Origin of the sequence: Sulfitobacter sp. M85 (assembly GCF_029285915.1) — a bacterium.
GTDB lineage: Bacteria > Pseudomonadota > Alphaproteobacteria > Rhodobacterales > Rhodobacteraceae > Sulfitobacter > Sulfitobacter faviae.
Genome location: NZ_JABECQ010000008.1, coordinates 81,239 through 106,332, shown reverse-complemented (window position 1 = coordinate 106,332; position 25,094 = coordinate 81,239). Strand labels below are relative to the sequence as shown.

The 25,094-nt window shown below is 63.0% G+C and carries 24 protein-coding genes; 8 read left to right on the top strand and 16 right to left on the bottom strand.

From position 1 onward, the window contains the following. Positions 1-2 precede the first annotated feature (2 nt). The 5 genes from HKX24_RS15135 to HKX24_RS15115 all read right to left on the bottom strand — a co-directional run bounded on the left by HKX24_RS15135 (position 3) and on the right by HKX24_RS15115 (position 5,566). Entirely contained in the window at positions 3-1,040 is a 1,038-nt protein-coding gene (locus tag HKX24_RS15135; RefSeq protein WP_271692302.1) for an oligopeptide/dipeptide ABC transporter ATP-binding protein, read from the bottom strand. Next, complete coding sequence (locus tag HKX24_RS15130; protein ID WP_271692304.1) at positions 1,037-2,002, bottom strand: ABC transporter ATP-binding protein; 966 nt, start codon at positions 2,000-2,002, stop codon at positions 1,037-1,039. The genes HKX24_RS15135 and HKX24_RS15130 overlap by 4 nt, the downstream gene beginning before the upstream one ends. A 9-nt stretch (positions 2,003-2,011) precedes the next feature. Then, on the bottom strand, positions 2,012-2,935 hold the full coding sequence (locus tag HKX24_RS15125; protein ID WP_168613040.1) for an ABC transporter permease: 924 nt from the start codon (positions 2,933-2,935) through the stop codon (positions 2,012-2,014). Positions 2,936-2,947: 12 nt separating this feature from the next. Further along, on the bottom strand, positions 2,948-3,934 hold the full coding sequence (locus tag HKX24_RS15120) for an ABC transporter permease (protein WP_168613039.1): 987 nt from the start codon (positions 3,932-3,934) through the stop codon (positions 2,948-2,950). 66 nt (positions 3,935-4,000) lie between these two features. Continuing rightward, positions 4,001-5,566, bottom strand: a complete 1,566-nt coding sequence (locus HKX24_RS15115; protein ID WP_271692307.1) for an ABC transporter substrate-binding protein — start codon at positions 5,564-5,566, stop codon at positions 4,001-4,003. A 200-nt stretch (positions 5,567-5,766) separates the two neighbouring features. Here HKX24_RS15115 and HKX24_RS15110 point away from each other — a divergent pair, with 200 nt between their 5' ends. Beyond that, positions 5,767-6,462, top strand: coding sequence for a GntR family transcriptional regulator (locus tag HKX24_RS15110; protein WP_168613037.1), 696 nt, complete (start codon positions 5,767-5,769; stop codon positions 6,460-6,462). Next, complete coding sequence (locus HKX24_RS15105; protein WP_271692308.1) at positions 6,462-7,844, top strand: amidohydrolase family protein; 1,383 nt, start codon at positions 6,462-6,464, stop codon at positions 7,842-7,844. The genes HKX24_RS15110 and HKX24_RS15105 overlap by 1 nt, the downstream gene beginning before the upstream one ends. 58 nt (positions 7,845-7,902) lie before the next feature. Here HKX24_RS15105 and HKX24_RS15100 read toward each other — a convergent pair whose 3' ends face one another. Together HKX24_RS15100 and HKX24_RS15095 are read right to left on the bottom strand one after the other, a co-directional pair. Next, positions 7,903-9,357, bottom strand: a complete 1,455-nt coding sequence (locus HKX24_RS15100) for an alanine/glycine:cation symporter family protein (RefSeq protein WP_067266940.1) — start codon at positions 9,355-9,357, stop codon at positions 7,903-7,905. Between the two features lie 225 nt (positions 9,358-9,582). Beyond that, entirely contained in the window at positions 9,583-9,894 is a 312-nt protein-coding gene (locus HKX24_RS15095; RefSeq protein ID WP_067268114.1) for an ETC complex I subunit, read from the bottom strand. 141 nt (positions 9,895-10,035) lie between these two features. Here HKX24_RS15095 and HKX24_RS15090 point away from each other — a divergent pair, with 141 nt between their 5' ends. Both HKX24_RS15090 and uvrB read left to right on the top strand, forming a co-directional pair. Further along, positions 10,036-10,320: an antifreeze protein gene (locus HKX24_RS15090; protein WP_271692309.1), complete on the top strand. Its 285-nt coding sequence runs from the start codon at positions 10,036-10,038 to the stop codon at positions 10,318-10,320. Between the two features lie 87 nt (positions 10,321-10,407). Beyond that, on the top strand, positions 10,408-12,612 hold the full coding sequence (gene uvrB / locus HKX24_RS15085; RefSeq protein ID WP_271692310.1) for an excinuclease ABC subunit UvrB: 2,205 nt from the start codon (positions 10,408-10,410) through the stop codon (positions 12,610-12,612). A 60-nt stretch (positions 12,613-12,672) separates the two neighbouring features. Here the strand turns inward: uvrB and HKX24_RS15080 are convergent, their stop codons facing one another. Beyond that, positions 12,673-12,942, bottom strand: coding sequence for a GlsB/YeaQ/YmgE family stress response membrane protein (locus tag HKX24_RS15080; protein ID WP_209217057.1), 270 nt, complete (start codon positions 12,940-12,942; stop codon positions 12,673-12,675). A 232-nt stretch (positions 12,943-13,174) separates the two neighbouring features. After that, positions 13,175-13,531: a PRC-barrel domain-containing protein gene (locus HKX24_RS15075; RefSeq protein WP_067268120.1), complete on the bottom strand. Its 357-nt coding sequence runs from the start codon at positions 13,529-13,531 to the stop codon at positions 13,175-13,177. A gap of 181 nt (positions 13,532-13,712) precedes the next feature. On the opposite strand from HKX24_RS15075, the gene HKX24_RS15070 reads away from it, so the two are divergent. Continuing rightward, complete coding sequence (locus tag HKX24_RS15070; protein WP_067268122.1) at positions 13,713-13,898, top strand: PLDc N-terminal domain-containing protein; 186 nt, start codon at positions 13,713-13,715, stop codon at positions 13,896-13,898. Between the two features lie 128 nt (positions 13,899-14,026). Then, positions 14,027-14,698 carry a hypothetical protein gene (locus tag HKX24_RS15065; RefSeq protein ID WP_271692311.1) on the top strand — a complete coding sequence of 224 codons (672 nt, stop codon included), beginning with the start codon at positions 14,027-14,029 and terminating at the stop codon, positions 14,696-14,698. A gap of 59 nt (positions 14,699-14,757) precedes the next feature. On the opposite strand, the gene HKX24_RS15060 is transcribed toward HKX24_RS15065, so the two are convergent. From HKX24_RS15060 to HKX24_RS15050, 3 genes are all read right to left on the bottom strand, one after another. After that, positions 14,758-17,046, bottom strand: a complete 2,289-nt coding sequence (locus HKX24_RS15060; protein ID WP_271692312.1) for a glycosyl hydrolase family 28-related protein — start codon at positions 17,044-17,046, stop codon at positions 14,758-14,760. 148 nt (positions 17,047-17,194) lie between these two features. After that, complete coding sequence (locus HKX24_RS15055; RefSeq protein ID WP_271692313.1) at positions 17,195-17,608, bottom strand: DUF4864 domain-containing protein; 414 nt, start codon at positions 17,606-17,608, stop codon at positions 17,195-17,197. Between the two features lie 60 nt (positions 17,609-17,668). Beyond that, entirely contained in the window at positions 17,669-19,249 is a 1,581-nt protein-coding gene (locus tag HKX24_RS15050; protein WP_271692315.1) for a lysine--tRNA ligase, read from the bottom strand. 122 nt (positions 19,250-19,371) lie between these two features. Between HKX24_RS15050 and HKX24_RS15045 the strand changes: the two genes are divergently transcribed. Then, on the top strand, positions 19,372-19,794 hold the full coding sequence (locus HKX24_RS15045) for a tellurite resistance TerB family protein (RefSeq protein ID WP_067268129.1): 423 nt from the start codon (positions 19,372-19,374) through the stop codon (positions 19,792-19,794). Between the two features lie 7 nt (positions 19,795-19,801). Here HKX24_RS15045 and dacB read toward each other — a convergent pair whose 3' ends face one another. Next, the gene (gene dacB / locus HKX24_RS15040) at positions 19,802-21,415 is read right to left on the bottom strand and encodes a D-alanyl-D-alanine carboxypeptidase/D-alanyl-D-alanine-endopeptidase (protein ID WP_271692316.1); all 1,614 of its coding nucleotides are present in this window, start codon (positions 21,413-21,415) and stop codon (positions 19,802-19,804) included. 100 nt (positions 21,416-21,515) lie between these two features. Between dacB and HKX24_RS15035 the strand changes: the two genes are divergently transcribed. Further along, entirely contained in the window at positions 21,516-22,349 is an 834-nt protein-coding gene (locus HKX24_RS15035) for a DMT family transporter (protein ID WP_209217051.1), read from the top strand. Here the strand turns inward: HKX24_RS15035 and HKX24_RS15030 are convergent. The 3 genes from HKX24_RS15030 to HKX24_RS15020 form a co-directional block, all read right to left on the bottom strand. Further along, positions 22,341-22,934, bottom strand: coding sequence for a nicotinate-nucleotide adenylyltransferase (locus tag HKX24_RS15030; RefSeq protein ID WP_276154084.1), 594 nt, complete (start codon positions 22,932-22,934; stop codon positions 22,341-22,343). The genes HKX24_RS15035 and HKX24_RS15030 overlap by 9 nt on opposite strands. Before the next feature lie 82 nt (positions 22,935-23,016). Next, complete coding sequence (locus HKX24_RS15025) at positions 23,017-24,564, bottom strand: alanine/glycine:cation symporter family protein (RefSeq protein ID WP_209217050.1); 1,548 nt, start codon at positions 24,562-24,564, stop codon at positions 23,017-23,019. Positions 24,565-24,575: 11 nt separating this feature from the next. Beyond that, positions 24,576-25,013 (bottom strand): universal stress protein, encoded by a 438-nt coding sequence (locus HKX24_RS15020; protein ID WP_168612985.1) that lies wholly within the window; start codon positions 25,011-25,013, stop codon positions 24,576-24,578. Positions 25,014-25,094: the final 81 nt, after the last annotated feature.

Here is a 25,094-nt window from a genome sequence, read left to right as displayed (position 1 = left end):
CCCTACTCCGCCGCCAACCGAAGCCAGGGCTTCAGCCGCCCCTCATCCGCCGCGTGACAAGCCGACTTCTGCCCACCCTCGCGCAGGTTGAGCCTGGGGGCCATGCTCCGACAGGTGTCATTCGCCATCGGGCAGCGCGGGTGAAAGGCGCAACCGGGCGGCGGCGAGATCGGGTTCGGCACCTCTCCTGCCACGGGCGCGCGTTCGGCGCCGCCAACGGTCAGCTTCGGCACCGTTTCCATCAACAGGCGCGTGTAGGGGTGCTGCGGGTTGCCAAAGATCTCTTCCTTCGGGCCGACCTCGACAATCTTGCCCAGATACATCACCGCCAGCACATCGGCCATATACCAGACCACCGCCAAATCGTGACTGATGAAGATGTAGCTCATGTTGAACTCATCTTGCAGGTCCTTCATCAGATTGAGGATCTGGCTTTGAACACTCACATCCAGCGCCGAGGTCGGCTCGTCGCAGATCAGCAGTTCGGGGCGTGTCGTAAGCGCCCGCGCGATTGACAGGCGCTGGCGTTGGCCGCCCGAGAACTCATGCGGGAATTTCTTGGCATCGGCGGGGTTCAGACCGACCTGGCTCAGCAGTTTTTCGACCTCGCGGGTGACCTCGGTCCGGGTCTTGCAGATGCCGAAGTTCTTGAGCGGCTCGCCGATGATGTCACGGACGCGCCACCGCGGGTTGAGCGAGGCATAGGGGTCTTGAAAGATCATCTGCATTCGGCGGCGCAGGGCGGCGGGTTTGCCGGGAGGCATATGGGTGATGTCGTCCCCCTCGAAGCGGATCGTGCCGCCGCTCGGGCTGTGCAGCCCCATCAACAGCCGCGCCACAGTGGACTTGCCGCAGCCCGACTCGCCCACCACGGCAAAGGTCTTGCCGCGCGGCACCTCAAAGCTGATGTCGTTCACCGCCGTGAGGATACGGCGCGGGCGGCGTTCCAGCACCCGGTTGAGGAAGGGTTCGGACACGTCGAAGCGTTTCGAGATGTTCTGCACGCTGAGGATGTCGTCGGGGGTGATCTGGGGGGTCATGACGTCTCTCCGTAAAGGTGACAGGCGACTTGGCCGGTGCCGGCGTCCTGCGGCGCGGGGCGGATGCTGTGGCAATGGTCCATCGCCCGGGGGCAGCGCGGCGCAAAGGCACAGCCGGGCGCGGGGTTGCGCAGGCCGGGCATGGCGCCCTCGATCTGCGTGAGGCGGCGGTCGCGGTTGCCGATCTGCGGGATCGAGGCCATGAGGCCCCGCGTATAGGGGTGCAGCGGCTCTTCGATGACTTGTTTGACGTCGCCGATCTCGACCAGCCGCCCGGCGTACATCACCGCAACGCGGTCCGCCGTCTCGGCGATCACGCCCATGTCGTGGGTCACCAGCACCACCGCCGTGCCATTCTCGCGGCAGAGCCGTTTCAGCAGGGAAAGGATCTGCGCCTGCACGCTGACGTCGAGCGCCGTGGTCGGCTCATCCGCGATAATGAGTTTGGGCTCGGCACAAAGCGCCAGCGCGATCACCACCCGCTGCCGCATCCCGCCTGAGAACTGATGCGGGTATTGGTCAAGCCGCGCCTCGGGGGCCGGGATGCCGACTTCGGCCAGCCAGTCGATGGCCCGCTGGCGGGCGGTCTTCTGGTCGAGCCCGAGATGCACACGCATCGTGTCGATGAGTTGCTCGCCCACGGTATAGACCGGGTTGAGGCTGGTCAGCGGGTCTTGAAAGATCGCGCCGATCTCCTTGCCGCGAATGCGGCGCATCTTGTCGGCGGGCAGGTTGTCGATCCGCGCGCCGCGCAGCCGCACCTCGCCCGAGCGGATCAGGCCGGGCGGTTCAATCAGCCCGGTGATCGCCGCCCCCGTGATCGACTTGCCAGCGCCGGATTCACCGACCAGCCCGAGAATCTCGCCTTCGTCGAGGTCGAGGCTCAGCCCCTTGACGGCCTCCAGCGGACCGCGCCGGGTGGGGAATTCGACAACGATGTTGTCCAGTTCAAGAAGTGACATGGGATTACCTCAGCGCAGTTTGGGGTTGAGCGCATCGCGCAGCCAGTCGCCCAGCAGGTTGACCGCCAGCACAAGGATCGCCAATGCCGCGGCGGGAAAGACGACGACCCACCAGATGCCCGAGAACAGGAATTCGTTGCCGATCTGGATCAACGTGCCGAGCGACGGCTGGGTGGGCGGCATGCCGACACCGAGAAAGCTCAGCGTCGCCTCGGTCAGCACCGCCATGCCGAGGTTGATCGTGGCGATGACCAGCACGGGCCCCAGCACATTGGGCAGGATATGTTTGATCATGATTGCCAGCTTGCCGGTGCCGAGGGTGCGCGCCGCTTCAATATATTCCTTGCGACGTTCCACCATGGTCGAGCCGCGCACGGTGCGGGCATATTGCACCCAGTTGGTCAGCCCGATCGACAGGATCAGCACAATGAGCGCCGACTCGGCCTGCGCCGAACTGGGCAGCGCACCGCGCAGAATGCCGTTGATCAAAAGCGCCACAAGGATGGGCGGAAAGCTCAGCAGCACATCGGCGATCCGCATCAGCACCGCATCGACGATCCCGCCGAGAAAGCCGCCCAAAAGGCCAAGCGCCACGCCCATCACGGCGGCGAGGATGACGCTGGCAAAACCGACCAGCAGGGAAATCCGCATCCCGTACATGATCGACGAGAGCACATCGCGGGCCTGCGTGTCGGTGCCAAGCAGGTAGGCGGCGCTGCCGCCCTCGGCCCAGGCCGGGGGCAACTCACTGTCGAAAAGGTCCAGCTCGGCGATGTTGAACGGGTCCTGCGGCGCAAGGCTCGGGGCGAAGATCGCCGTGAGGAACATCGCCAGCAGCACCAGCGCCGAGATCACCGCCACGCGCGACTTGCGGAAGCTGTAGGTGATATCGCTGTCCCAGAAGGCGTAGAGCATGGGCATGAAGTTTGACATGGGGGAACCTCCTCAGACGCCGCGCGCGGGCGTTCTTTCGGCCCGCAGGCGCGGGTCGGCGACGTTGTACAAAAGGTCGACCAGCGTGTTGATGACGACGAAGATGAAGGACACCAGCACCAGATAGGCGGCCATCACGGGGACATCGGTGAAGTTCACCGCCTGAATGAACAGGAAGCCCATCCCCGGCCATTGAAAGACCGTCTCGGTGATGATGGCAAAGGCGATGAGCCCGCCCAGTTGCAGACCAAAGATCGTCATTACCGGGATGAGCGTGTTCTTCAGCGCGTATTTGAAATGCAGCATGCGGTTCGGGATGCCGCGGGCCTTGGCGAACTTGATGTAATCCGCGCGCAGCACCTCCAGCATCTCGGCCCGCACCAGCCGCATGATCAGCGTCATCTGGAACAGCGCCAGCATGATCGCGGGCAGGATCAGCGCCTTAAGGCCGGATACCGTCAGAAACCCCGTGGTCCACCAGCCGAGATCGACCACCTTGCCGCGCCCGAAGCTTGGCAGCCATCCCAGCGAGACCGAGAAGACAAGGATCAGCAGAATGCCGGTGACGAAGGTGGGCACCGAGATCCCTAAGAGCGAGATCACCTGCAACCCTTGGCTCAGCCAGCCGCGCGGGTTGAGGGCGGTATAGATGCCCAAGGGCACCCCAAGCGCCAGCGCCAGACCGGCGGCGACCAGCACCAGCTCGGCGGTGGCGGGAAAGCGTTCGGCCAGAAGGTCCGAGACGGGGCGGTTGTTGCGATAGGACTGACCAAAGTCGCCCTGCGCCGCATCTGCGATAAAACGCCCGTATTGCACCAGAACGGGGTCGTTGAGCCCCAGTTTCTCGCGCATCTCGGCGCGGTCCTGCACGGTGGCGTCTTCGGGCAGAAGGTTGGAAATCGGGTCACCCAGAAAGCGGAACATCAGAAAGGCGATCGAGGCGACGACGAGCATCACCAGCGCGGCCTGTATGATGCGGCGGATAAGAAAGGCGAACATGCTGGCCTCCGGCTGGCAAGGTTATCGGTGGGCGGGCGTGGGGAGGGGCGCCCGCCCGCGGGCAGGTTACTCGATCCGGGCGAGCCAGAGGCGCGGTTTGTCATCCGCGGTCTGGGGGATCTTCACCGCATCGCGCGCGGCCCACGACAGGGGCTGGGCGTGCAGCGGCAACCATGCCACCTCTTGATCGGCGATGCGGAAGGCTTCGACCATCATCTCCATCCGCTTTTCGGCATCCAGCTCGGTCGCCACGGCCTTGGTCAGACGGTCAACCTCGGGGTTGGAATAGCCGCCGGGGTTCCATGTGCCCATCTGCCCTTCAGGCGTGTGCAGCATGGCCGAGAGCACCGAGAAGCCGTCGAGCATCGGCAGCGTGGCCCAGCCCAGCATAAACATGTCGGTCTCATTGGCGCGGGCGCGCTCGAAGTGGATCGCCTTGGTCTCTGCCGTGAGGTCTGCCTTGACGCCGACGCGGGCAAACATCGCCGCCAGCGCCTGACAGATCGCCGCGTCGTTGACGTAGCGGTCATTGGGGCAGTTCATGTTCAGGCTGAAGCCTTCGGGGTATCCGGCATCGGCCAGCATCTGCTTGGCCTTTTCGGGATCATAGGCGGGGATTTCATCGACCCCTTCGTCAAAGCCCGGCACCTGCGGGGCCAGCAAACCGCCGAGGTTGCGGGATTTGCCGCGCATGATCTTGTCGCGCAGCAGGTCATAGCTGATCGCATGAACCAGCGCCTGACGGACCTCGACCTTTTGCAGCGGGTTGCCGTCCTGATTTGGGTTGTTGGATGTGTCGGACATGTTGATGCCCATCATGATCGCGCGCAGGCCCGGCGCTTCGAGCACATGCATGCCTTCGGTCGCCTCGATCCGCTTGGCGTCCTGCAAGGGCGAGGGCACGATCATGTCCAGCTCGCCCGAGAGCATCGCCGCCACGCGGGTCGCATCGGAGTTGATCGGGTTCAACTCGATCCGGGTCAGGTTGTGCTGCGGCTCGTCCCACCAATCCTCGTTCACGGTCAGCACGGTCTGCGCGTCCGGGGTACGGGATTCAAAGCGGAAGGGGCCGGTGCCATTGGCGTTGGAGGTGGTGTAGCCCTCTTCGCCCTTCTGCGCGTCGATCGGGTCAAGCGCATCATGTTCCTCAAGCCAGCCGCTGTCGAAGATCAGCACATTGGTCAGGAAGTTATTCAAAAGGGGGTTCGGGCCGTCGAGCATGAGATCGACGGTCATCTCATCGACCATCTTGGCATCGACCAGACCGGCGATATTGCCGCGAATGGGGGAATCTTCATGCGCCGCCCGTTTGACCGAGGCCACCACGTCTTCGGCTGAGAAATCCTGCCCGTCGTGGAACTTGATCCCCTCGCGCAGTTTGTAGCGCACGGTGGTCTCATCGATCTGCTCCCAACTGGTGGCGAGCGCCGGTTCGATTTTGAGATCGGCGTCATAGCGGACCAGCGCCTCATAGACGTGGTTCAAAAAAGAGACGGTGAAACTGTCGGTCATCGAATGCGGGTCGAGACCGTAGAGGTCGCCATTGGTGCCTAGGCGGAAGGTCTCGCCCTGCGCCATGCCAGCGCAGCTGAGTGCCAGAGCCGAGGTGAATAGAAATTTGCGCGGTGTCATTGTTATCTCCCTGTTCGTGCCGCCCTGCGAGCACAGCGGACCTGCATCACAGCGACTAAAGCTAGGCTGGCACGATTCCATTTTTCTGTCTACAATTATTGTTAACAATTTGTGCTGACATTAATTGCTTGCACTTTATCGGGCGTTTCGACGACTATTGAGGCAAATTCAGTAAATAAAGATTTGAGGGGGGCCGATAGGTGACAGGAGCAAAGCTCACGGAGAAGCAGATCTATGAACGGATCTGGAAATCCATCGCCGAACGTCGCCTGCCGCCCGGCACGCGATTGAAAGAGGAACGGCTGTGCGAAATCTTTGGCGCCAGCCGTCCGCGCATTCGGCGGGCGTTGGACCAACTGACCCATGACGGGCTGGTCAGCCACATCCCGAACCGCGGCGCCTTTGTCACCACACCATCGGTCGACGAAGCCCGCGATGTCTTTTTCACCCGCCGCGTCGTGGAACGCGGCGTGATCGAAGCGCTGAAGAAACACGGCGCGCAAGAAAAACTGGCCGCCTTGGAAGCCCATATCGCCGAAGAACGCGAAGCGCTGGCGGCTGGAGACACGGCGCGTATCATCCGGCTCTCGGGCGCCTTTCATATGCTGCTGGCCGAACTCGCCGCCTCTCCCCTCTTGGCCGATATCCTGCGCGACCTCGTTTCAAAAAGCACCTTGGTCACGGCCGTGTTCAAACCGAAATGCGATACGCAATGCGGCCCGGACGAACATGCCGCCATCGTCGCGGCCCTCGCTGCCGGGGATTTCGACACCGCGATGACGGAGATGGAGGCCCATCTTTTGGAAGCGGAGCGCACTTTGAAACTTGAAGCCTCGCAAGACGGCGCTGCGGCGCAGGACGATGTCCTCGGGGCCGCGTTGAGCGAGGACCTGTAATGACCAGCCATGCGATCACCCACACCACCGCCATCACGATGGACGCGGAGCGACGTGTCATCGACGATGCCACCGTGCTGTTCGAAAACGACCGTATCACCGCCGTCGGCCCTGCAGGCAATGTGCCCCTCCCCGAGACCGCCGAGGTGATCGACGGGCGCGATATGATCACCCTGCCGGGGCTGATCGACAGCCATGCCCACGCAGGCCACGGGCTGACGCGCAACCTTGGCGGCGGCGATGGCGATGCGTGGTTTCAAGCCTGCGAGACGATCTACACCCGCGGCTCCACCCCCGCATTCTGGCAGGCCGAAGCCCGGCTTTCGGGGCTTGAGCGGCTGAAGGCGGGGATCACCACCTGCACGATGCTGCTCGGCGGCGGGGCGGATCATTACCGCACCGATACGGTCGAGGCGGGCAATCTGCATTGCGAGGCCACGCGCGAGATCGGCATCCGAACGATGCTCGCCGCGGGCCTGAACCGCCGCCCCTTCCCCAAGACCTACCGCAGTCTGGACCTTGACCGGGAGGTCAGCCTGTCCTTCGAGGATCAGTTAGAGGTCTGCGCTGAACTCGCGCAAACCAACGGGGGTTTCTTGAACGATGGCGCGGGGGTCTGCCTCATCATGCCGGTCTATTCGCCCGAGGACTTTGCGCAGGCCCCCGAGGACATCCGCGCGATGTGCCGCGCCGCGATGGAACTGCGCGAAAAACATGGGCTGCTGTTCACTCAGGATGGGCACCGGTCCGGCTCCATCGCGCTGGCCGAAAACCTCGGCATTCTTGGCCCATGGGCCTATCTGTCCCATTCGGTCGACCTCACCCCTGAGGATATGGCCGCGGCCAAACGCAGTGGCGCGTCGATCGTTCACAACCCCTCGGCCATCATGTCGGTTCTGGGCCGCTGCCCCGCGCCCGAACTGCGCGAAATGGGGGTGAACGTGGCCCTCGGCTCGGACGCCGCAGCGCCGGACCGGGGCTATGACATGTTCCGCCACATGGCCCAATGCCTGCACTACCACCGCCGCCACTTCCGCGACCCGGAGGTGATGATGCCGCGTGATGTCTTGGAAATGTGCACCATCGACGCCGCCAAGGCGATTGGGATGGAGGCGGACCTTGGCTCACTCGAACCGGGCAAGAAGGCGGATATCGTCATGCTCGACCGCCGCAAACCGCATCTCTACCCGCCGATGATGCCCCTGACCACGGTCGCGCAATTCGCCAATGCCGCGGATGTGCATACGGTCATCGTAAATGGGGAAGTCCGCATGAGAAACCGCAAAACGGCGCTGGACGAAGGCGGCATACTCGACGCCGCTCTGAGAGAACTGAACGCGGCCCTCGCCCGCTGCGACCTGTCGCATCTTCTCGTAGAATAACGAACATCACGCGCGGAACAGTAAAGGCGAGGGGCCACCCCCTCGCCTTCTGTCGCGTTCAGTCGGGCTTGGCGCCTTCCGTTTCACGGGCAACATTGCTGTTCCAGATCGTGTGATCCACGCCATCGCCAAGCTCGGCATATTCGGCGATCCTGAACATCGGCTCTTTCCCCGCCTTGCGCTGCGCGAAATAGTCCCGCGTGAGTTTGGCAACGGTCTTGGACAGGATCAGGATAGCGATCAGGTTGACCGTCGCCATCAGCGCCATAGAGGCATCGGCGAAGTTGAACACGGTCGTGACCGCCTGCAACGAGCCCCAGACCACCATCGCGATCACCAGCGCCTTCAGCACGAGAAGCGGGATCCGCTTGCCCATCCCAAGGAACTCCATCGCGTTCTCGGCATAGGAATAATTCCCTATGATCGAGGTAAAGGCGAAGAACAAGATGGCGATCCCGATGAAGATCGGGCCGAATGCGCCGATGTGCTGTTCCAAAGCGATCTGGGTCAGCGCCATGCCGGTCGCCGCACCTTCGGAATAGTCGACCACGCCCGACAGCAGGATCATCAGCGCCGTGGCCGTGCAGATCACCAGCGTATCGATAAAGACGCCAAGCCCCTGCACCAGCCCCTGACTGGACGGATGGTGCGGATCGGGCACCGCGACGGCGGCGATGTTCGGGGCCGAGCCCATGCCCGCCTCATTCGAGAACAGACCGCGCTTCACGCCGTTGAGCAGGGCCACCATGAAGCCCCCCGTAAAGCCGCCCGCCGCCGCTTCGAAACCAAAGGCCGATTTGACGATCAAGGCCAGCATGGCGGGCACATCGGCGATGTTCAGAACCACGACGAGCAACGCCACGACGATATAGAGCCCGGCCATGGCAGGAACGATCTTTTCCGCGACCCGCGCGATGGATTTGATCCCGCCGAAGATGACGATGCCCGCAAAACCGCCGACGACAAGGCCGGTGACGAGTTTGGGAATGGCAAAGGCTTCCTCCATCGCGACGGAGATCGAGTTTGCCTGCACCGCAGAGAAGATCAGGCCGAAGCTGATGATAAGGCAGACCGAAAAGACATAGCCCATGGCGTTCGACCCGATGCCCCGGGACATGTAGAAGGCCGGCCCACCACGGTATTGCCCATCCGCGTTCCGAACCTTGTAAAGCTGCGCCAAGGTCGATTCCGCATAGGCCGTCGCCATGCCGACGAGTGCCACAACCCACATCCAGAACACAGCCCCCGGCCCGCCGAGATAGATCGCCACAGCCACCCCGGCGAGGTTGCCCGTACCGACCCGGCTGGCGAGAGAGATCGTCAGCGCCTGAAATGGTGAAATGCCCGCGGCGGAAGTGTCACGCGAGGATCTGACCACGCGAAAGAATTCGGCGAAATGCCGGAATTGCAAGAAACCAGTGCGCCAGGTGAAGTAAAGCCCGACAGCCAGCAGGCCATATACAAGGACGTAGCCCCATAAGACGGTGTTCAGGAAATCGACGATTGCGGTCATATTCTTGTCCCCCTCGTTTGCATGTTCAACAACTAACGCGTCGGCAGACAAGGGAAAGCTTTGAACCGAAATGAAAACGCCCGGCGGGCGTCAGTATCGATCGTCGCGGGGCCACACGCCACCGCGCGAAAATGGGGTGCTACCTGCTACGCGGTCAGATGGACAGTGGCGCGGGCCGAAGGGCGGGCGCATGGCCCGCGCAAGCAAGCGACCGCCTTCACACCCTCAGTGCGTCCACGCCCCACGGCGACCGGTCGCGAAATTCTCGCCATAGCCGCCGGGGCGGACGTTGGGCTTGCGCTTGTTGGGCAGTTGCACCTGCGCGTCGATGCCATGATCGCGGGCGTATTCTTCGGCGGCTTCGCGGGTGTCGAACTGCAAGCGCACTTGGCTTTGCGTATCATCGGAAGATGTCCAGCCCATCAGCGGATCGACCCTGCGCGCTTCCGCGGGCGAAAACTCAAGCAGCCAGACACGGGTCTTGGCCGTGCCGGAAGACATCGCTGTACGGGCGGGTTGGTAGATACGTGCGCGCATTTCGGGACTCTCGCTTCAATAACCTTGGGCTTTATCTAATATTCCGTGCCAAGGGGCAAGGGAATGCAGGCCCGCGCAAATAAACCCTACCATGCTGCGGTGCAGAGACTACATCAAGACCACCCCATTGGAGTGTTCCATATGACCCCCTTCGCCCTCTTCGCCCTGCAAAGCCAGATCGCCGCCCTCGCGGTGGAAACCCAGATCGTGATGTCCCTGCGCCTCTTGGGCATGGCAGGCGCGCTGCCCGCCCGCCCCGGTGAGAGCAACCGCATGGTGGCCGAGAAAGGCCCGGCCATGGTCAAAGCCTTCACCGCCGGGACGCAGGCCATGATGCTGGGCAAACGCCCCGATCAGATCATGGACGCCTCGCTCGCCCCTCTGGCCCGCAAGGTGCGACAGAATCGCAAACGGCTGATGAAGTAGCGGCAAAAGCGCCCTTCGCGGCCCCCTGCCCCTTGAACCCCGCGTGAAAGAGGGCACCTATGGGAAGCTTGACGAAGGATACCCGCGATGCCCTATGCCCATTCCGACAAGACCGAGGGGATGCCGATGCTGGCAAACCCCGCCCCAGACGTGCGCAACCGCCCCAAACTGGAGGGCGGCCATAAGTTCAAACTGGTCACCGAATTCGACCCGGCGGGCGACCAGCCCACGGCGATCAAGGAACTAACCGAAGGGGTGAACTCGGGCGAGCGCGATCAGGTGCTTCTGGGCGCCACCGGGACGGGCAAGACCTTCACCATGGCCAAGGTCATCGAAGAGACGCAGCGCCCCGCCATCATACTCGCCCCCAACAAGACGCTGGCGGCGCAGCTTTACGGCGAGTTCAAGGGGTTCTTCCCCGACAACGCGGTGGAATATTTCGTCTCCTACTACGACTATTACCAGCCCGAGGCCTATGTCGCGCGTTCCGACACCTTCATCGAGAAGGAGAGCCAGATCAACGAGCAGATCGACCGGATGCGCCACTCCGCCACCCGCGCGCTTTTGGAGCGTGACGACGTGATCATCGTGGCCTCGGTCTCCTGCATCTACGGCATCGGTAGCGTCGAGACCTATGGCGCGATGACACAAGACCTGAAAGCGGGCAGCATGTACGACCAGCGCAAGGTCATCGCCGATCTGGTTGCCCAGCAGTACAAGCGCAACGACGCCGCCTTTCAGCGCGGCTCTTTCCGAGTGCGCGGCGACAGTCTTGAAATCTTCCCCGCCCACCTTGATGACCGCGCCTGGCGGCTGTCGTTCTTTGGCGAGGAGTTGGAGAGCATCACCGAGTTCGACCCTCTGACCGGAGAGAAGACCGACACTTTCGATCAGATCCGCGTCTACGCGAACAGCCACTACGTGACGCCAAAGCCGACGATGCAGCAGGCCATTCAGGGCATCAAGAAAGAGCTGCGCACCCGGCTCGACCAGCTTGTCGCCGACGGCAAGCTGCTGGAGGCGCAGCGGCTGGAGCAGCGCACCAACTTCGACATCGAGATGCTGGAGGCCACCGGCGTCTGCAACGGGATCGAGAACTACTCGCGCTATCTGACGGGGCGCGCCCCGGGCGAGCCGCCCCCCACTCTCTTCGAGTTCATCCCCGACAACGCCATTGTCTTCGCCGATGAAAGCCACGTCTCGATCCCGCAGATCGGCGGCATGTACAAAGGCGACTACCGGCGCAAGTTCACGCTGGCGGAACACGGCTTCCGCCTGCCGTCCTGCATGGACAACCGCCCCCTCAAGTTCGAGGAATGGGACGCCATGCGCCCGCAATCGGTCTTTGTCTCCGCCACCCCGGCGGCATGGGAGATCGAGCAATCGGGCGGCGTCTTCACCGAACAGGTCATCCGCCCCACCGGCCTTTTGGACCCCAAGGTGGAGATCCGGCCCGTGGAGATGCAGGTCGACGACCTGCTCGACGAAGTGCGCAAAGTGGCCGCCGACGGTTACCGCACGCTCTGCACCGTGCTGACCAAACGCATGGCCGAGGACCTCACCGAATACATGCACGAACAGGGCATCCGCGTGCGCTACATGCACTCCGACATCGACACGATCGAGCGGATCGAGATCCTGCGCGACCTGCGGCTCGGTGCCTTCGACGTGCTGATCGGGATCAACCTGCTCCGTGAGGGGCTCGACATTCCCGAATGCGGGTTGGTGGCCATCCTCGACGCCGACAAGGAGGGTTTCCTGCGCTCGGAGACCTCGCTGATCCAGACCATCGGCCGCGCCGCGCGCAACGCCGAAGGCCGGGTGATCATGTATGCCGACCGCATCACCGGCTCGATGGAGCGCGCAATGGGCGAGACCGAGCGCCGCCGCGCCAAGCAAATCGCCTATAACGAGGAACACGGCATCACTCCGGCCACGGTGAAAAAGAACGTCGAGGACATCCTCGCCGGGCTCTACAAGGGCGACGTGGACATGAACCGCGTCACCGCCAAGGTCGACAAGCCTATGGCGGGCGGCAACCTGCAAGCCGTGCTCGACGGGCTGCGCGCCGATATGCGCAAGGCAGCCGAGAACCTTGAGTTCGAAGAGGCTGCGCGCCTGCGTGACGAGGTCAAACGGCTGGAGGCCGTGGACCTTGCCGTCGCCGATGATCCGATGGCGCGCCAACAGGCAGTCGACCGCGCCGTCGATGCCGCGCAGCAAGCCTCGGGCCGCAGCACCTCAGGCCGCGGCGGCATGCGTGGCGGCAATGTAAAACGCCGTAAACGCTAAAGAAAAAGGGCCACCCTACTCGGGGAGGCCCTTGAACAATTCAGCCCTAAAACGCCACAGCTACCGTCGCAGCGCCGCCACCAAGGCCAACACCAGCGCCGCACCGATTGCAGCGACGACCAGCAGCAACAGCAAGCCCCCCGCGGCCACCACCGTCACGCCCAACGCGGCAAGGATGAAGGGCAGCGCCACGGCGCCGACGACCCCCAGAACAAGGTAAAGAATACGGTTCCGGCCCGCCACGGCCCCGGCAATGGCCCCGGCGGCAAGCCCGACCACCACGAGCGCGATCAGCGCCACCGCGCCAAGCGTATCAAGAAAGGCTTCCATCGAAGGGTTCTCCTAAATCAAATGAAGGGGACGAATGGCACGCCGCATGCCCCAAGGGTCAGCAGCAGGCCGAGGGCAATCATTCGGCGCATCGGGGTTCCTTTCCAATCACGACCAAACCAGCCGCACTCTCATCAGAGCCGATCCGCTGCGCGAAAACAATGGGCTGCGCAGAATATCGCCGCTGCGAAAGGGAGGCGTCATCGCCTCCCTTAACCACTTGGAGCGCCCATCAAATCCAGTAATAAGGCACGCCATAGTGATCGAACGTCCGCTCTTGCCACGCGCGGTCGCTGTGCCACTGCTCGGTCCGTTCCGGCGCGCCTTTGACCGTCGCCTCATCTATGTTGGTCATGAAACCATCGCGAGAGGGGTCATAGTTCAGCGCGTTCCACGGCACCGGGTAATGCTCCTCCCCGAGCCCCAGAAAGCCGCCGAAGCCCATCACGGCATAGGCAACCTTGCCGGATTTCTTGTCGATCATCAGGTGGTCGATATGGCCGATTTCGGTTCCATCTGCGCCGAAAACGGCGGTGCCGTTCACGTTGTCCGAAGAAACCAGCGATGCGGGTGCTGTCGTGTCAGTCATGGCTTGTTCCTTTCATGATTGCTGTACCAACAGAACCCAAGGCGTGCGGCGCCGGTTCCCGCAATACGGGCAGACTGGCGGGGATCGGCTTAGCCCCGGCGCGGCGTGGTCCGGGAACAATTGCGCGCGCCCTTGGGTTGATCACCCAATAGACATGCACGCATTCGAGAGGGATCAAACAATGGAATATGGACTTTTAGGGCTCATCATCCTCATCGCCGACATCTACGCCATCTATCAGGTCGTAACCTCCAGCGCCTCGGGCGCGGCCAAGATCGCATGGGTCTTGGGCATCATCATCCTGCCAGTGCTGGGCTTCATCGTCTGGCTCATCGCAGGCCCCCGCGGCAACAAGGCCCACGTCTGAGCCCACGCCGGGCGACCCTGACATAGCAACTGCGAAACCCGGTGCCCTCGGCGCCGGGTTTTCACCTTCCTCCCGGCAAGCAACGATTTGTTAACCGCCATTAACCAAGATCGCAGCAGGAGCCTGCCATGCGATCTGCCCTTTGCCTTACCCTACTGGCCTGCCAGTTCAGCCCCACCGCCGCCCAAGCCGGGCCGTGGCTGCGTGAGGAGGGCACGACCTTCATCTCAAGCTCCTTCTCGGCGACTTACTTCTACGACCTCTCCCAAAGCACCTATATCGAATACGGGCTGCGCGAGCGGCTCACCCTCGGCTTCGACCTCAACACCGCACAAAGCCGTTTTGGCCTGCGAAGCGGCCATGCCACCGTCTTCCTGCGCTTCCCTTTGGGGGAGCCGAGCGATACGGGTCGCTGGGCTTACGATATCGGCGCCGGAGCAAGCTGGTCGGGGGAGTTCATCTCGCCCCACCTCAGGGCCGGGCTGTCTTGGGGCCGCGGCTTCACCTTGGGCGAACGGAATGGCTGGCTTACCGTCGATGCCTCCGCAAGGTGGGAGTTCGGCTTTTCGCAAGAGGTCATTAAGATCGACAGCACCGTGGGGCTCGACTTCACCCCCGTGACCACCGGAATGGCGCAGGTCTTTCTCACCTACACCGGGGGTGAGACCTATGCCAAATTTGCCCCCTCCATCGTTCTGTCGCCCAGCTTCACCAAATACCGCCTGCAACTGGGCAGCGAAATCCCCTTCGACGCGCCAGAGAATTCGGCCCTCACTCTCAGCCTCTGGCGGGAGTTCTAAGACAAATGGCCCCGCCGATCTCCGGCAGGGCCACTTCACAGCTCAGCGCAGCGCCACGGTTAGCGGTTGTCCATCCGCACCATGACAGAGACCTTGCCCTTCACCGGCGTCGGCCAAACCACATGCAGCTGATCCCGGTCCGGCCCTTCGGCGTGTTTCACATAAGGCATGTCGAACTGCGCCACGTTGTTGCCGTTGCGGATCGCCCCATGGGCCACCACCGCGTCGCTATTGAGCGCTTGCCCCTCGAAAGGCAGATGCCCAGCGGTATCAATCACCCAAGTCTCTGACGGGGTCGACTGGGTGAACTCGATCTCGGCCATATTCTCGACCTGCGTGGTCACCGCATGGAAGGAATTGCCCTTCATCACCACGTTCTTGCATCGCGACAGGTCAAGATCGGCAAAGGTCGTATCCACCCGCTCGGCGCGGTCGATGCTGCCGTTAAGGCTGCGGAACCGGTTGCCGGTGATGGTCACCCCGCTCAGGAAATGCCCCGCACCATGAGGTTTTACCACGATATAGCTGAACCACGGGGCCACCTCCCCGGACAGAAAGATATTGTCGCTGATGCTGAGCGCGCTGAACGAATAGCCCGTGGTGAAGGCCGGGGTCGGGTCCTGCTCATTCGTCCATTCGATAAAGCAATTGTCGACGTAATTCCCGGTCACCACCGCGCTGGTATGGGCCGAAGCAAGGATCAGCCCCGCCGAGCGCACACCGTTATCGACCGCATCCCCCTGAAAGAAGTGATTGCCCGTCACGATGCTGTTGCCCCCCGCCAGCAGTGCGAAGTGGCGGAACTTGGTCGCACGGCAGTCGCGCAGCTTCACGTCGTTGGCGTTGGTGTTAAGCGCGATGGAGGTCCGGTTCGGCACCGTCAGCGCATCCTCCGCCGACAGGAACTGGCAGCGGTCGATCAACATGCCCTGACAGCCCCCGCCGATCGAGGTGACGCCACGGTCTTTCGGGCGGCTGACGAAACAGTCCCGCAGGTGAAAGATCAGCCCCGAGGGCGCGAGGTTGATCGCGCTGCACCGGTTGTTGCACTGGAACTCGATATCATCGAGCACGAACTTCGACAGCGAGGCGAAGCCGCTGAAATCCACTATGTACTGGAACTTGCGGAAGGTGAAACTCTGCGTCCCCTCCGCATCGTAAAGCGGCGCGTTGAGCGTGATCTCCTGCGTGGCGACATTCTTGGACCGCACATAAATCTCGCGCCCCACCCCGGTCCCTTCGACCAGCGCGCCCACCGGCACATTGGCGATATTGGTCACATTGGTTAGCTTGCGCGCGTCCGAGGCCGCGTAGCGCGCCTGCGACGTCACCACCACCGTGTCCCAAGCGCTGCTCGACGCGGCCTCAAGCTGGCCGTTGCGGATCACCCGCCGGGTGGCATAGCTGGTCTTGTCCGGCACCGCCGCCTGCATGTCGAGCGGCCCGGTCACATTCACCTTGCGCCCCCCCATATCGAGCGAGTCGTGATCCGCGTTGTTCAAGAGCGCCTGAAAGGCTTTCAGAAAAGCGGTCTCTTCATTCTCGAAGGCTTCGATATAGCTGGGCAGATCGAAATTGCGGCGCAGCAACAGCACCGCCCCCACCGGCATGGTCACATGGCCCTCGAATTTGACCGGCGTGTCAAAGGTCACATCCCCGTTCAGCAGGTAGTTCCCCGCGGGCACCAGCACCGTGCGCCCCGCCGCCGCGGCATTTGCAGCCTCGAAGGCGGCGGAGTCGTCGCTCACCCCGTTGCCCACCGCACCAAAGTCGCGCACATCGACCTGCGCCAGCATGTCCCGCAAAAAGATCGAGGTGACATCCTCGATCACGATATCATCGATCCGCACCACGCCGCCCGTCGGCCCGGTCAGGTCCAACCCGAAATGCCCATAGACGGCCCCGGTGCCCCAGACCATATCGACCCCGCCGCGGTCGCCGCTGCCGATGATCGCGCTGACCTCGACCACCTCGCCATAGGCCGTCAGCGTGACCGACGGCCCGGCCTCCGTCACGCCGCTCACCCGGCCCCCGCCCGCCTGCGCCGGATAGCCCGCGATCCGCACCGTCGGCAGGTTGCCACTCACCGCCTTCACCCGCGCCGTGACCCGCAGATAGCAGCCCGGCAGCAGCGGGATCTGCCCCATGTAGCGCAGCCGTTGCGTGGCTTGCGTCTTCAGCAGTTCCAACGCCCCGCCAAAGTCCTGATCCGCGGGGACAAAAGCGGCATTTGCCGCGTTCTCATAGGTGTCCGACCCCGGCGTGCCATCGCCGCTCGACCAGACATCCAGCCCCGCCGCAAAGGGGGTGGGCATCAACACCACGCCATCGGTAATCGCCTTGTTCATCGCTTTTCCTTTCCCCGGTCCGCACCTCCCACCGGGGCGCGCCGCTCAACTGCTCAGGCTCGGCGAGGGCCGAACCGCGAGGTCAGGGAAGTATCAACGATGTATTAACCCGCATTTGCCCCGCCGCGCGGGAGCCGCGCAACAATGGTCAGACATTGGCCCCCGGCGCGTCGAGGATTTGCACCGCGCCGATGCGCCAGCCCGCCTCCGTCCGTTCCATCAGATAGCCCAACAGATGCGTGAACCCCTGAGGATCAACCACCTGCACTACCTGATAAAAACGCGCCCCATCCGCGCGCCGGTCAAGGAACCGCACCTCCGCCGGGTTCTGCACCATCGGGTAGCCATTGCTCACCATGCTGCGGAAATTCTCAGGGGTTTGGAAAAAACGCTGCAAATTCGGCGTGGCGAATTCTAATGCGGCGGCGAAATCATCCGCGCGAAAAGCGTCGAACTGGCTGTTGATCGTCTCTTCGATCTCTGCCTGCTGCGCCATCGCGCCAAAGCTCAGGAGGGCTGATAGCACCAGCCCTCCGAAAAACGTGAACATCCCTTTGCGCATTGCCTTTCCCCCTTGCCCTTGCTGAATGATCTAAGTCACGCAAGGGCAGAGGCAAAAGTTTCACGCGCCGGTCAGCTTGCCCGCCAGCGCGTCGTCGATCAGCGCGACGGTCTCTTCCACGCCGTAAAGCGCGATGAAGCCACCAAACCGCGGCCCCTGATCGGCGCCCAGAAGCACCTGGTACAGCGCTTTGAACCAGTCGCGCAGCGGGTCGAAACGCTCCTTGCCGACGGCAAAGACCATGCTCTGCAGCGCCTCGGCATCCAGCCCGCCGTCCCAGACCTTCAGCCGGTCGCGCAGGTCTTCCAGCGCCTCGCGTTCCAACTCGGTGGGCGCGCGGAACACCTTCGTGGGCTTCACGAAGTCGTTGAAATAGCGCACCGCGTGGCCCGCCGCGGCATCCATGCTGGGGTTGGTCTCGGGCGTGGCCTCGGGCGCGTAGCGCTGGATGAAACCCCAAAGCTGCGACTTGTCCTCGGCGCTCGACACGGAGGCGAGGTTCAAGAGCATCGAGAAGGGCACCACCATGTCCGACTTCGGCACATCACCGCCATGGATGTGCCAGACGGGGTTATTCAGCCGCGCCTTCACGTCCTGCGTCTCATAGGCGCGCAGCTGCTGGTGATACTCGTCGACCGCCTTGGGGATCACGTCGAAATACATGCGCTTGGCCGTCTTGGGCTTGAGGAACATGAAATACGACAGGCTTTCGGTGCTGGCATAGGTCAGCCACTGGTCGATCGAGATGCCGTTGCCGGAAGACTTGGAGATCTTCTGCCCGTTCTCGTCGAGGAACAGCTCATAGCTGAAATGCTCGGGCTTCTTGCCGCCGAGGATCTCGCAGATGCGGTCGTAGATCGCGGTGTTGGTGGCGTGTTCCTTGCCATACATCTCGAAATCCACGTCGAGCGCGGCCCAGCGGGCGCCGAAATCGGGCTTCCACTGCAGCTTCACGTTGCCGCCGGTGACCGGCAGGGTCATCTCGTTGCCGTCCTCGTCGTCGAAGGTGATCGTGCCGTCCTTGGCGTTGACCTCCTTCATCGGCACATACATCACGCGGCCCGTTTCGGGGTGGATCGGCAGGAAGATCGAATAGGTCTGCGCGCGCTCTTCGCGCAGCGACTTCAGCATCACCGCCATGATCTCGTCGTACTTCTCGCAGGCGCGCAGCAGCACCTCGTCGAACTGGCCCGAGCGGTAGAATTCGCGCGCGGAATAGAATTCGTACTCGAAGCCGAAGGTATCGAGGAAGCGGCGCAGCATGGCGTTGTTGTGATGGCCAAAGCTCTCATGCGTGCCGAAGGGGTCCGGCACGGAGGTCAGGGGCTTGTGCATATGCTCTTCCAGCATCTCCCGCTGCGGCACGTTGCCCGGCACCTTGCGCATACCGTCGAGGTCGTCCGAGAAACAGACCAGCTTGGTCGGGATGTCGCTGATCTCTTCAAAGGCGCGCTTGATCATCGTGGTGCGCAGCACCTCGCCGAAGGTGCCGATATGCGGCAGGCCCGAGGGGCCATAGCCCGTCTCGAACAGGACGTAACCCTTCTCTGGCGGCTTCTTGGCATAGCGTTTGAGCACCCGGCGCGCTTCTTCAAAGGGCCATGCTTTGCTGCTGAGTGCCGCGTCTCGGGTCTCGGACATGTCAGATCATCCATCTTTTGGCGTCCCTGCGCCCAATGCGCACGGGGTCGCCCGTTCCTATTGCGTCACTCCCTGAGGGTCAATATTCTGCACCGCAACATACCTGTGCAAAGGATACCGCGATGCCCGACACATCTTCCCTCTCGCTCAGCGCCCAAGACAGCCTTGTCGCGCTGATGATCGCGGTCTCGGCCTCGGATGAGGACATCCGCACCGCCGAACTGGTCAAAATCGAATCCGCGCTGAACCTGCTGCCGGTCTTCTCGGGCTATGACAATGATCGCGTCTCGACGATTGGCAAAACGGTCTTTGACCTGTTCGAACAGGAGGATGGGTTGGATGCCCTCTTTGGCCTGATCCGCGAGGCCCTGCCGGAGCGTTTGCATGAAACGGCCTATGCGCTGGCCTGCGACGTGGCCGCCGCCGATGGCACGCTGGACGAGGCCGAGCTGCGGCTGCTCGAAGAAATCCGCTATGAGCTTAACATCGACCGGCTCCACGCCGCCGCGATCGAACGCGGCGCGCGGGCGCGGCACCTGACCTAAGCGCGAGTTAGGACTCTTCCAGCGCGACTTCCGGCTCGGCCCCGACCTCGGCTTCGGCATCAGGGTCGGGCACCGCTGGCGTCTTAGGTGCGGCTTCGCCCTCCGGCTCGGGCTTCACGGCGACGTTATACAACAGGCCCCACCGCTCCAGCAGCCCACGTTGCACACGTTTGGCCCGCCCGTTCCAGGTGCGCGCCCCCGGCGGACGCTCCCGCTCCGCGCGGCTGATCTTGGCGCGTTCATCGGTATTCGCGGTCAGGATCGCAAAGGCCAGCACCCGATCTTCGGGTGTGGTCAGGAACCCGGCCAGCGCCGAGACAAAGTTCAGCGTGCCGGTCTTCGCGTCGATCTCAATCGGATTATCCCGTTCAGGACGACCCCGATTATCGCGCAGATAGACCGGTTTCAAGATCGGCCGCAGCCCCGTGCCATTGATGCGCGCCAGCCCTCCGGCCATGTCATGCACGGTCATCTTGCTGTCATCGCCAAGGCCCGAGTGGTCGATCATTGCCGGGTTTTCCATGCCCAGCTCCTCAATCGCCCATTTGTTCATCTCGGCGGCAGAGGCGCGCAGGCTGGGCACCGTACCCAACCGTTTGGCGCTGGCGGCCATGCCGACCATCTCTGCCGTCAGATTGGTGGAATATTCCAGCATGTCTTTGAGGATCGGCCGCAGCTCGGCGCTGCGATGGGTGACGAGGGTCTCACCTTCGGGCAGCGTCTCGATCAGTTCCGCATCGCCCAGTTTGATGCCATGGCTGCGGGCGATGGTGGCAAAGATGTCGCCCGCGTAGACACCGGGCCGCCGGATCGGCAGCCAACGTGCACCGCCCGAACCCAAGGCCCCTTTCGCGACCGTCCAAACATCGCGCTCAGGCCGGTTTTCGTAGGTATAGACCGGCCCGCTACGGTCCACGACCTCCATCGTGGCCACGCGCACGGCAGGCGCATAGCGCGCCGCGCGGCCTTCCATGGTCACGTCATAGCCGTTGCCCGTGCGCTTCCATTCGAAATGCACCCGATTGTAGTTCAGCGCGATGCCTGAGACGCCGGGGTTGTAGCCGACATGGTCGGGTTGTTCGGGGTCAATCGCAAAGGTCGCGGGCAGTGCGCCCTCATAGACCTTGAAACCGCCCTTCACGCCGATGATGCCCGCCTCTTTCAGGTCTTCGGCCATCTGTCCCAGATTGTCACTGTCGAGGGTCGGATCCCCCCCACCGACGAGGATCAGATCGCCCTGCACCTCACCATCGACGACACCGCCGGTCGCCAAAAGGCGCGTCTCGAACACATGATCCGGCCCCAGTTCATCCAGCGCGTAAAGCGCGGTGATCGCCTTGATGCTGCTGGCGGGCGGGATGCCATCGGTGGCGTTGGACGCCTCCAGCCAGATGCCGGTGTCTACGTCGACCACGGCAAAGGCCACCGTGCCGGTGATCCCGCTGTCGGCGATGATCTCGGACACATTGGGAATGGCCTGTTTATACAGGTCGGCATCGCGCCCCACGGGGCGCAACGAAGTGGTCGGCGGCTCGGCCCAAGCAGAGGCCGCCGCCAGCGCAGCGGCAGCCGTCCCAAGGAAAATGCGGCGTGTGAAACGTCGTGAAAAACTCTGGCTCATGGGCTTGATATAAACCCCAAGCGGCGTTCGGCCACAACCGGTCTGACAAGGGTGGAGCTTTCGCGGTTGCACAAAACCGCCGACCTGCTAACCCAACGTCATGCAACGCGCTATTCCGATCATGTTCATCGCCATGTCACTGATCCCCGCAGGGGACAGCGCGGGTAAAATCCTGACCTCTGGCATGGGGGTCGCGCCGGTCTTCGTGGCATGGTCGCGCTTTGCCATCGGGGCGCTGATGGTGCTGCCGTTCCTGCCCCGTGGCACATGGGGGCTGATGCGCGATTGGCGGCTCTGGCTGCGGGCGGGCACCTTGGCCTTGGGGATCACCTGCATTCAAACCGCGCTCAGGACCGAGGCGATTGCCAATGTCTTCGCCGCCTTCTTTATCGGGCCGATGATCAGCTACCTGCTGGCCGCGATCTTTCTGCGCGAACGCATTAGCCTGCTGCGCAGCGCGTTGATCCTCATGGGCTTTTGCGGCGTGCTGCTGGTGGTGCGTCCGGGACTGGGCGGCGGCACCGGCGGGCCGGGGCTGCTTTTTGCCGTGGCGGCGGGGCTGTTCTACGGCGTCTTTCTCACCATGTCGCGCTGGCTGTCTGACCTCGCCCCGCCCCTTGCGCTGACTTTCACCCAACTGGCGATGAGCGCGGTGATGCTGCTGCCTCTGGGTCTGATGAACCTACCCGCAGCCACCCTGCCCGTCGCGGGGCTGGCTACCGCGAGCGCGCTGTTTTCGATGCTGGGCAATCTGCTGCTGCTCTATGCCTACCGCCGGGCGCCTGCCACGCGGCTGGCGCCGCTGGTCTATTTCCAACTGATCGCGGCGGTGCTGCTGGGATTGTTTCTGTTCAGTACCCTGCCCGATGCACTGACTTGGGCGGGGCTTGCTGTGATCATCACGGCGGGCATCACCTCGGCCCGGCTACGCTGAGCGCCAGCCCCCCGCCGCGCGCAATGCGGTCGAAGAGACATCGACCATCGGCACATTGACGAAACACCACGCCGGCGCCGTGGCGCGGCCCAGCAACTGGCTGTTCCGCCCCGCGATCCGGTAGGGCGCATAAAGCGCCGCCGCCCTGCTCATCCGGGCCGATATACGCTGCCCGGGGCGCGCAAGCACGCCCACCGGCACCGTCTCCATGATCTGCTGCCAGTCTTGCCAGAGGTGAAACTGCGCAAGATTGTCCGCCCCCATCAACCAGACGAACCGCACACCAGGATAATGCCGCCGCAGCGCGGCCAGCGTCTCAGCCGTGTAACGGGTGCCCAACTGTGCTTCGATCCCCGTAATCTCGACCCGCGGGTGATCCATCACCGCCCGCGCCCGCGCCATCCGCTGCGCCATGGGGGCCGGGCCATGCTCTTTCAACGGATTGCCGGGGCTCAGCAGCCACCAGACCCGATCCAGCCCAAAGCGTTTCAATGCCTCGCGGGTGATATGCGCATGCCCCTCATGCGCCGGGTCAAAAGACCCGCCCAACAGGCCGACGACCTGCCCTTTGGTGGCGAATGGCATGGTATTGCGCAAGAAAATGGCCCCCGATCCGAAATCAGGGGCCAAAGGAGGGGCATTGCAGCCCTTTGTCAATGCGAAGCCCTTACTTGTGCTTCACAATCTCGCCCGAGCGCAGCCGCGCGACATAGCTGTTCAACTCACGCTTCACGATCGGCATCAGGAAATAGAGCGCGATGATGTTCACGATCGCCATGGAGAAGAGCATCGCATCGCTGAAGTCGATCACCGGCCCAAGGCTCGCCGCCGCCCCGATCACGATGAAGAGGCAGAAGATCACCTTGAAGGTCAGCTCCTTCGCCGCCCCCTCGCCAAAGAGATAGGTCCATGCCTTGAGCCCGTAGTAGGACCAGCTGATCATGGTCGAGAAGGCAAAGAGCACCACCGCCACCATCAAGAGCACCGGGAACCACGAGAAGGCCCGCGCATAGGCCGCCGAGGTCAGCGCCACGCCGCTCACGTCGCCCTCGGTCGCGATCCGGCCCGCCTCGGCGTTCCAGATGTAGAGACCGGTTTCAGGGTCTTGGTTGAGCACGCCGCTGATCACGATGACCAGCGCGGTCATGGTGCAGATCACCACCGTGTCGATGAAGGGCTCCAAAAGCGCGACATAGCCTTCGGTCACCGGCTCCTTGGTGCGCACCGCAGAGTGGGCGATGGCCGCCGAACCGATGCCCGCTTCGTTGGAGAAGGCCGCGCGGCGGAAGCCTTGGATCAACGCGCCGGTAAACCCGCCGACCACGCCAAGGCCGGTAAAGGCGCCCATGAAGATCTGGCCAAAGGCCCAGCCGATCATATCCCAGTTAATGATCAGGATCAGGATCGAGACCAGCACATAGAAGATGCCCATGAAAGGCACGATCTTTTCAGTCACCCGCGCGATGGATTTCAGACCGCCCGCGATCACCGCAAAGGTCACGCCCGCAAGGACAACCCCGGTGATCCAGCCCGGATAGTCCCCCAAGACACCGGCAAGCTGCGCATGGGCTTGGTTGGCTTGGAACATATTGCCGCCGCCAAGCGCGCCGAGGATGGTGAAGATCGAAAAGAGCACCGCCATGAAGCCACCCAGCGGCAGGCCCCGCTCGGAGAAGCCCTTGACGATGTAATACATCGGCCCGCCCGAGACATGGCCGTCGGGGAATTCATTGCGGTATTTCACCCCGAGCGTACATTCGGTGAACTTGGTCGCCATGCCGAACAGGCCCGCGATCACCATCCAGAAGGTCGCCCCCGGCCCGCCGATGCTGACCGCCACCGCGACGCCCGCGATGTTGCCCAGACCCACGGTGCCCGACAGCGCCGTCGCCAGCGCCTGAAAGTGGCTCACCTCGCCCGCGTCGTCGGGATCGGAGTAATCCCCCTTCACAAGTTGGATCGAATGCCAGAACCCTTTGAGCTGGATGGCCCCGAAATAGACGGTGAAGACCACGGCCCCCACGACCAGCCACAGCGCGATCCAAGAGAAATTCGTCCCCGGCAGCGGGGCAAAGATGAATGACACATACCAGCCGGTGTAATCGGCAAAGATCTGGTTGATACGTTGGTCGATGCCTGCAGCCTCTTGCGCGGCGGCAAGGCCCGGCAGCAATGACGCAAAGGCCGCCATCGCAAAGGTCAGTAACTTGTTCATGGCGTTTCCTTTCAGGGAATGATCGTGACCGGCACGCTGGAGCCCGCGACCAACCGGCCCGTCACCCCACCAAAGAGCCGCTTGAGGCCCCGCTCACCAACCCGCCCGACGACGATCTGAACCGCGCCGCGCTTCTTGGCCACCGCTTCGAGGATATCGGCCACATCGCCATGCCGCACGATTCCCTCGACCTCGACACCGGCGGCCTTGGCCTCGGCCACGGCAGGGTCGAGCACCACGTCATGGGCGCGCTGCAACTCCTGCTCGCGCCGTTTGTGGCGCTGCTCGTTCTCTTCCTTGGTCTGAAAGGTGAAAGGCGACCATTCGATCACAAAGCAAACGGTGATCGAACAATCCCCGATCTGTTTGGCCTGTGACTGGGCAAACGCCAAGGCTCGCGCGCCGGCCTCCGACCCGTCCAGACCCACAACGATGGTGGATTTTGTCATGAGTATTTCCCTGTTGTTGCGCTGAAACCGGCGCACCGCGAACGGCGAGAACCGCCTTCAACCTCCCTACTCTGCGGTAGG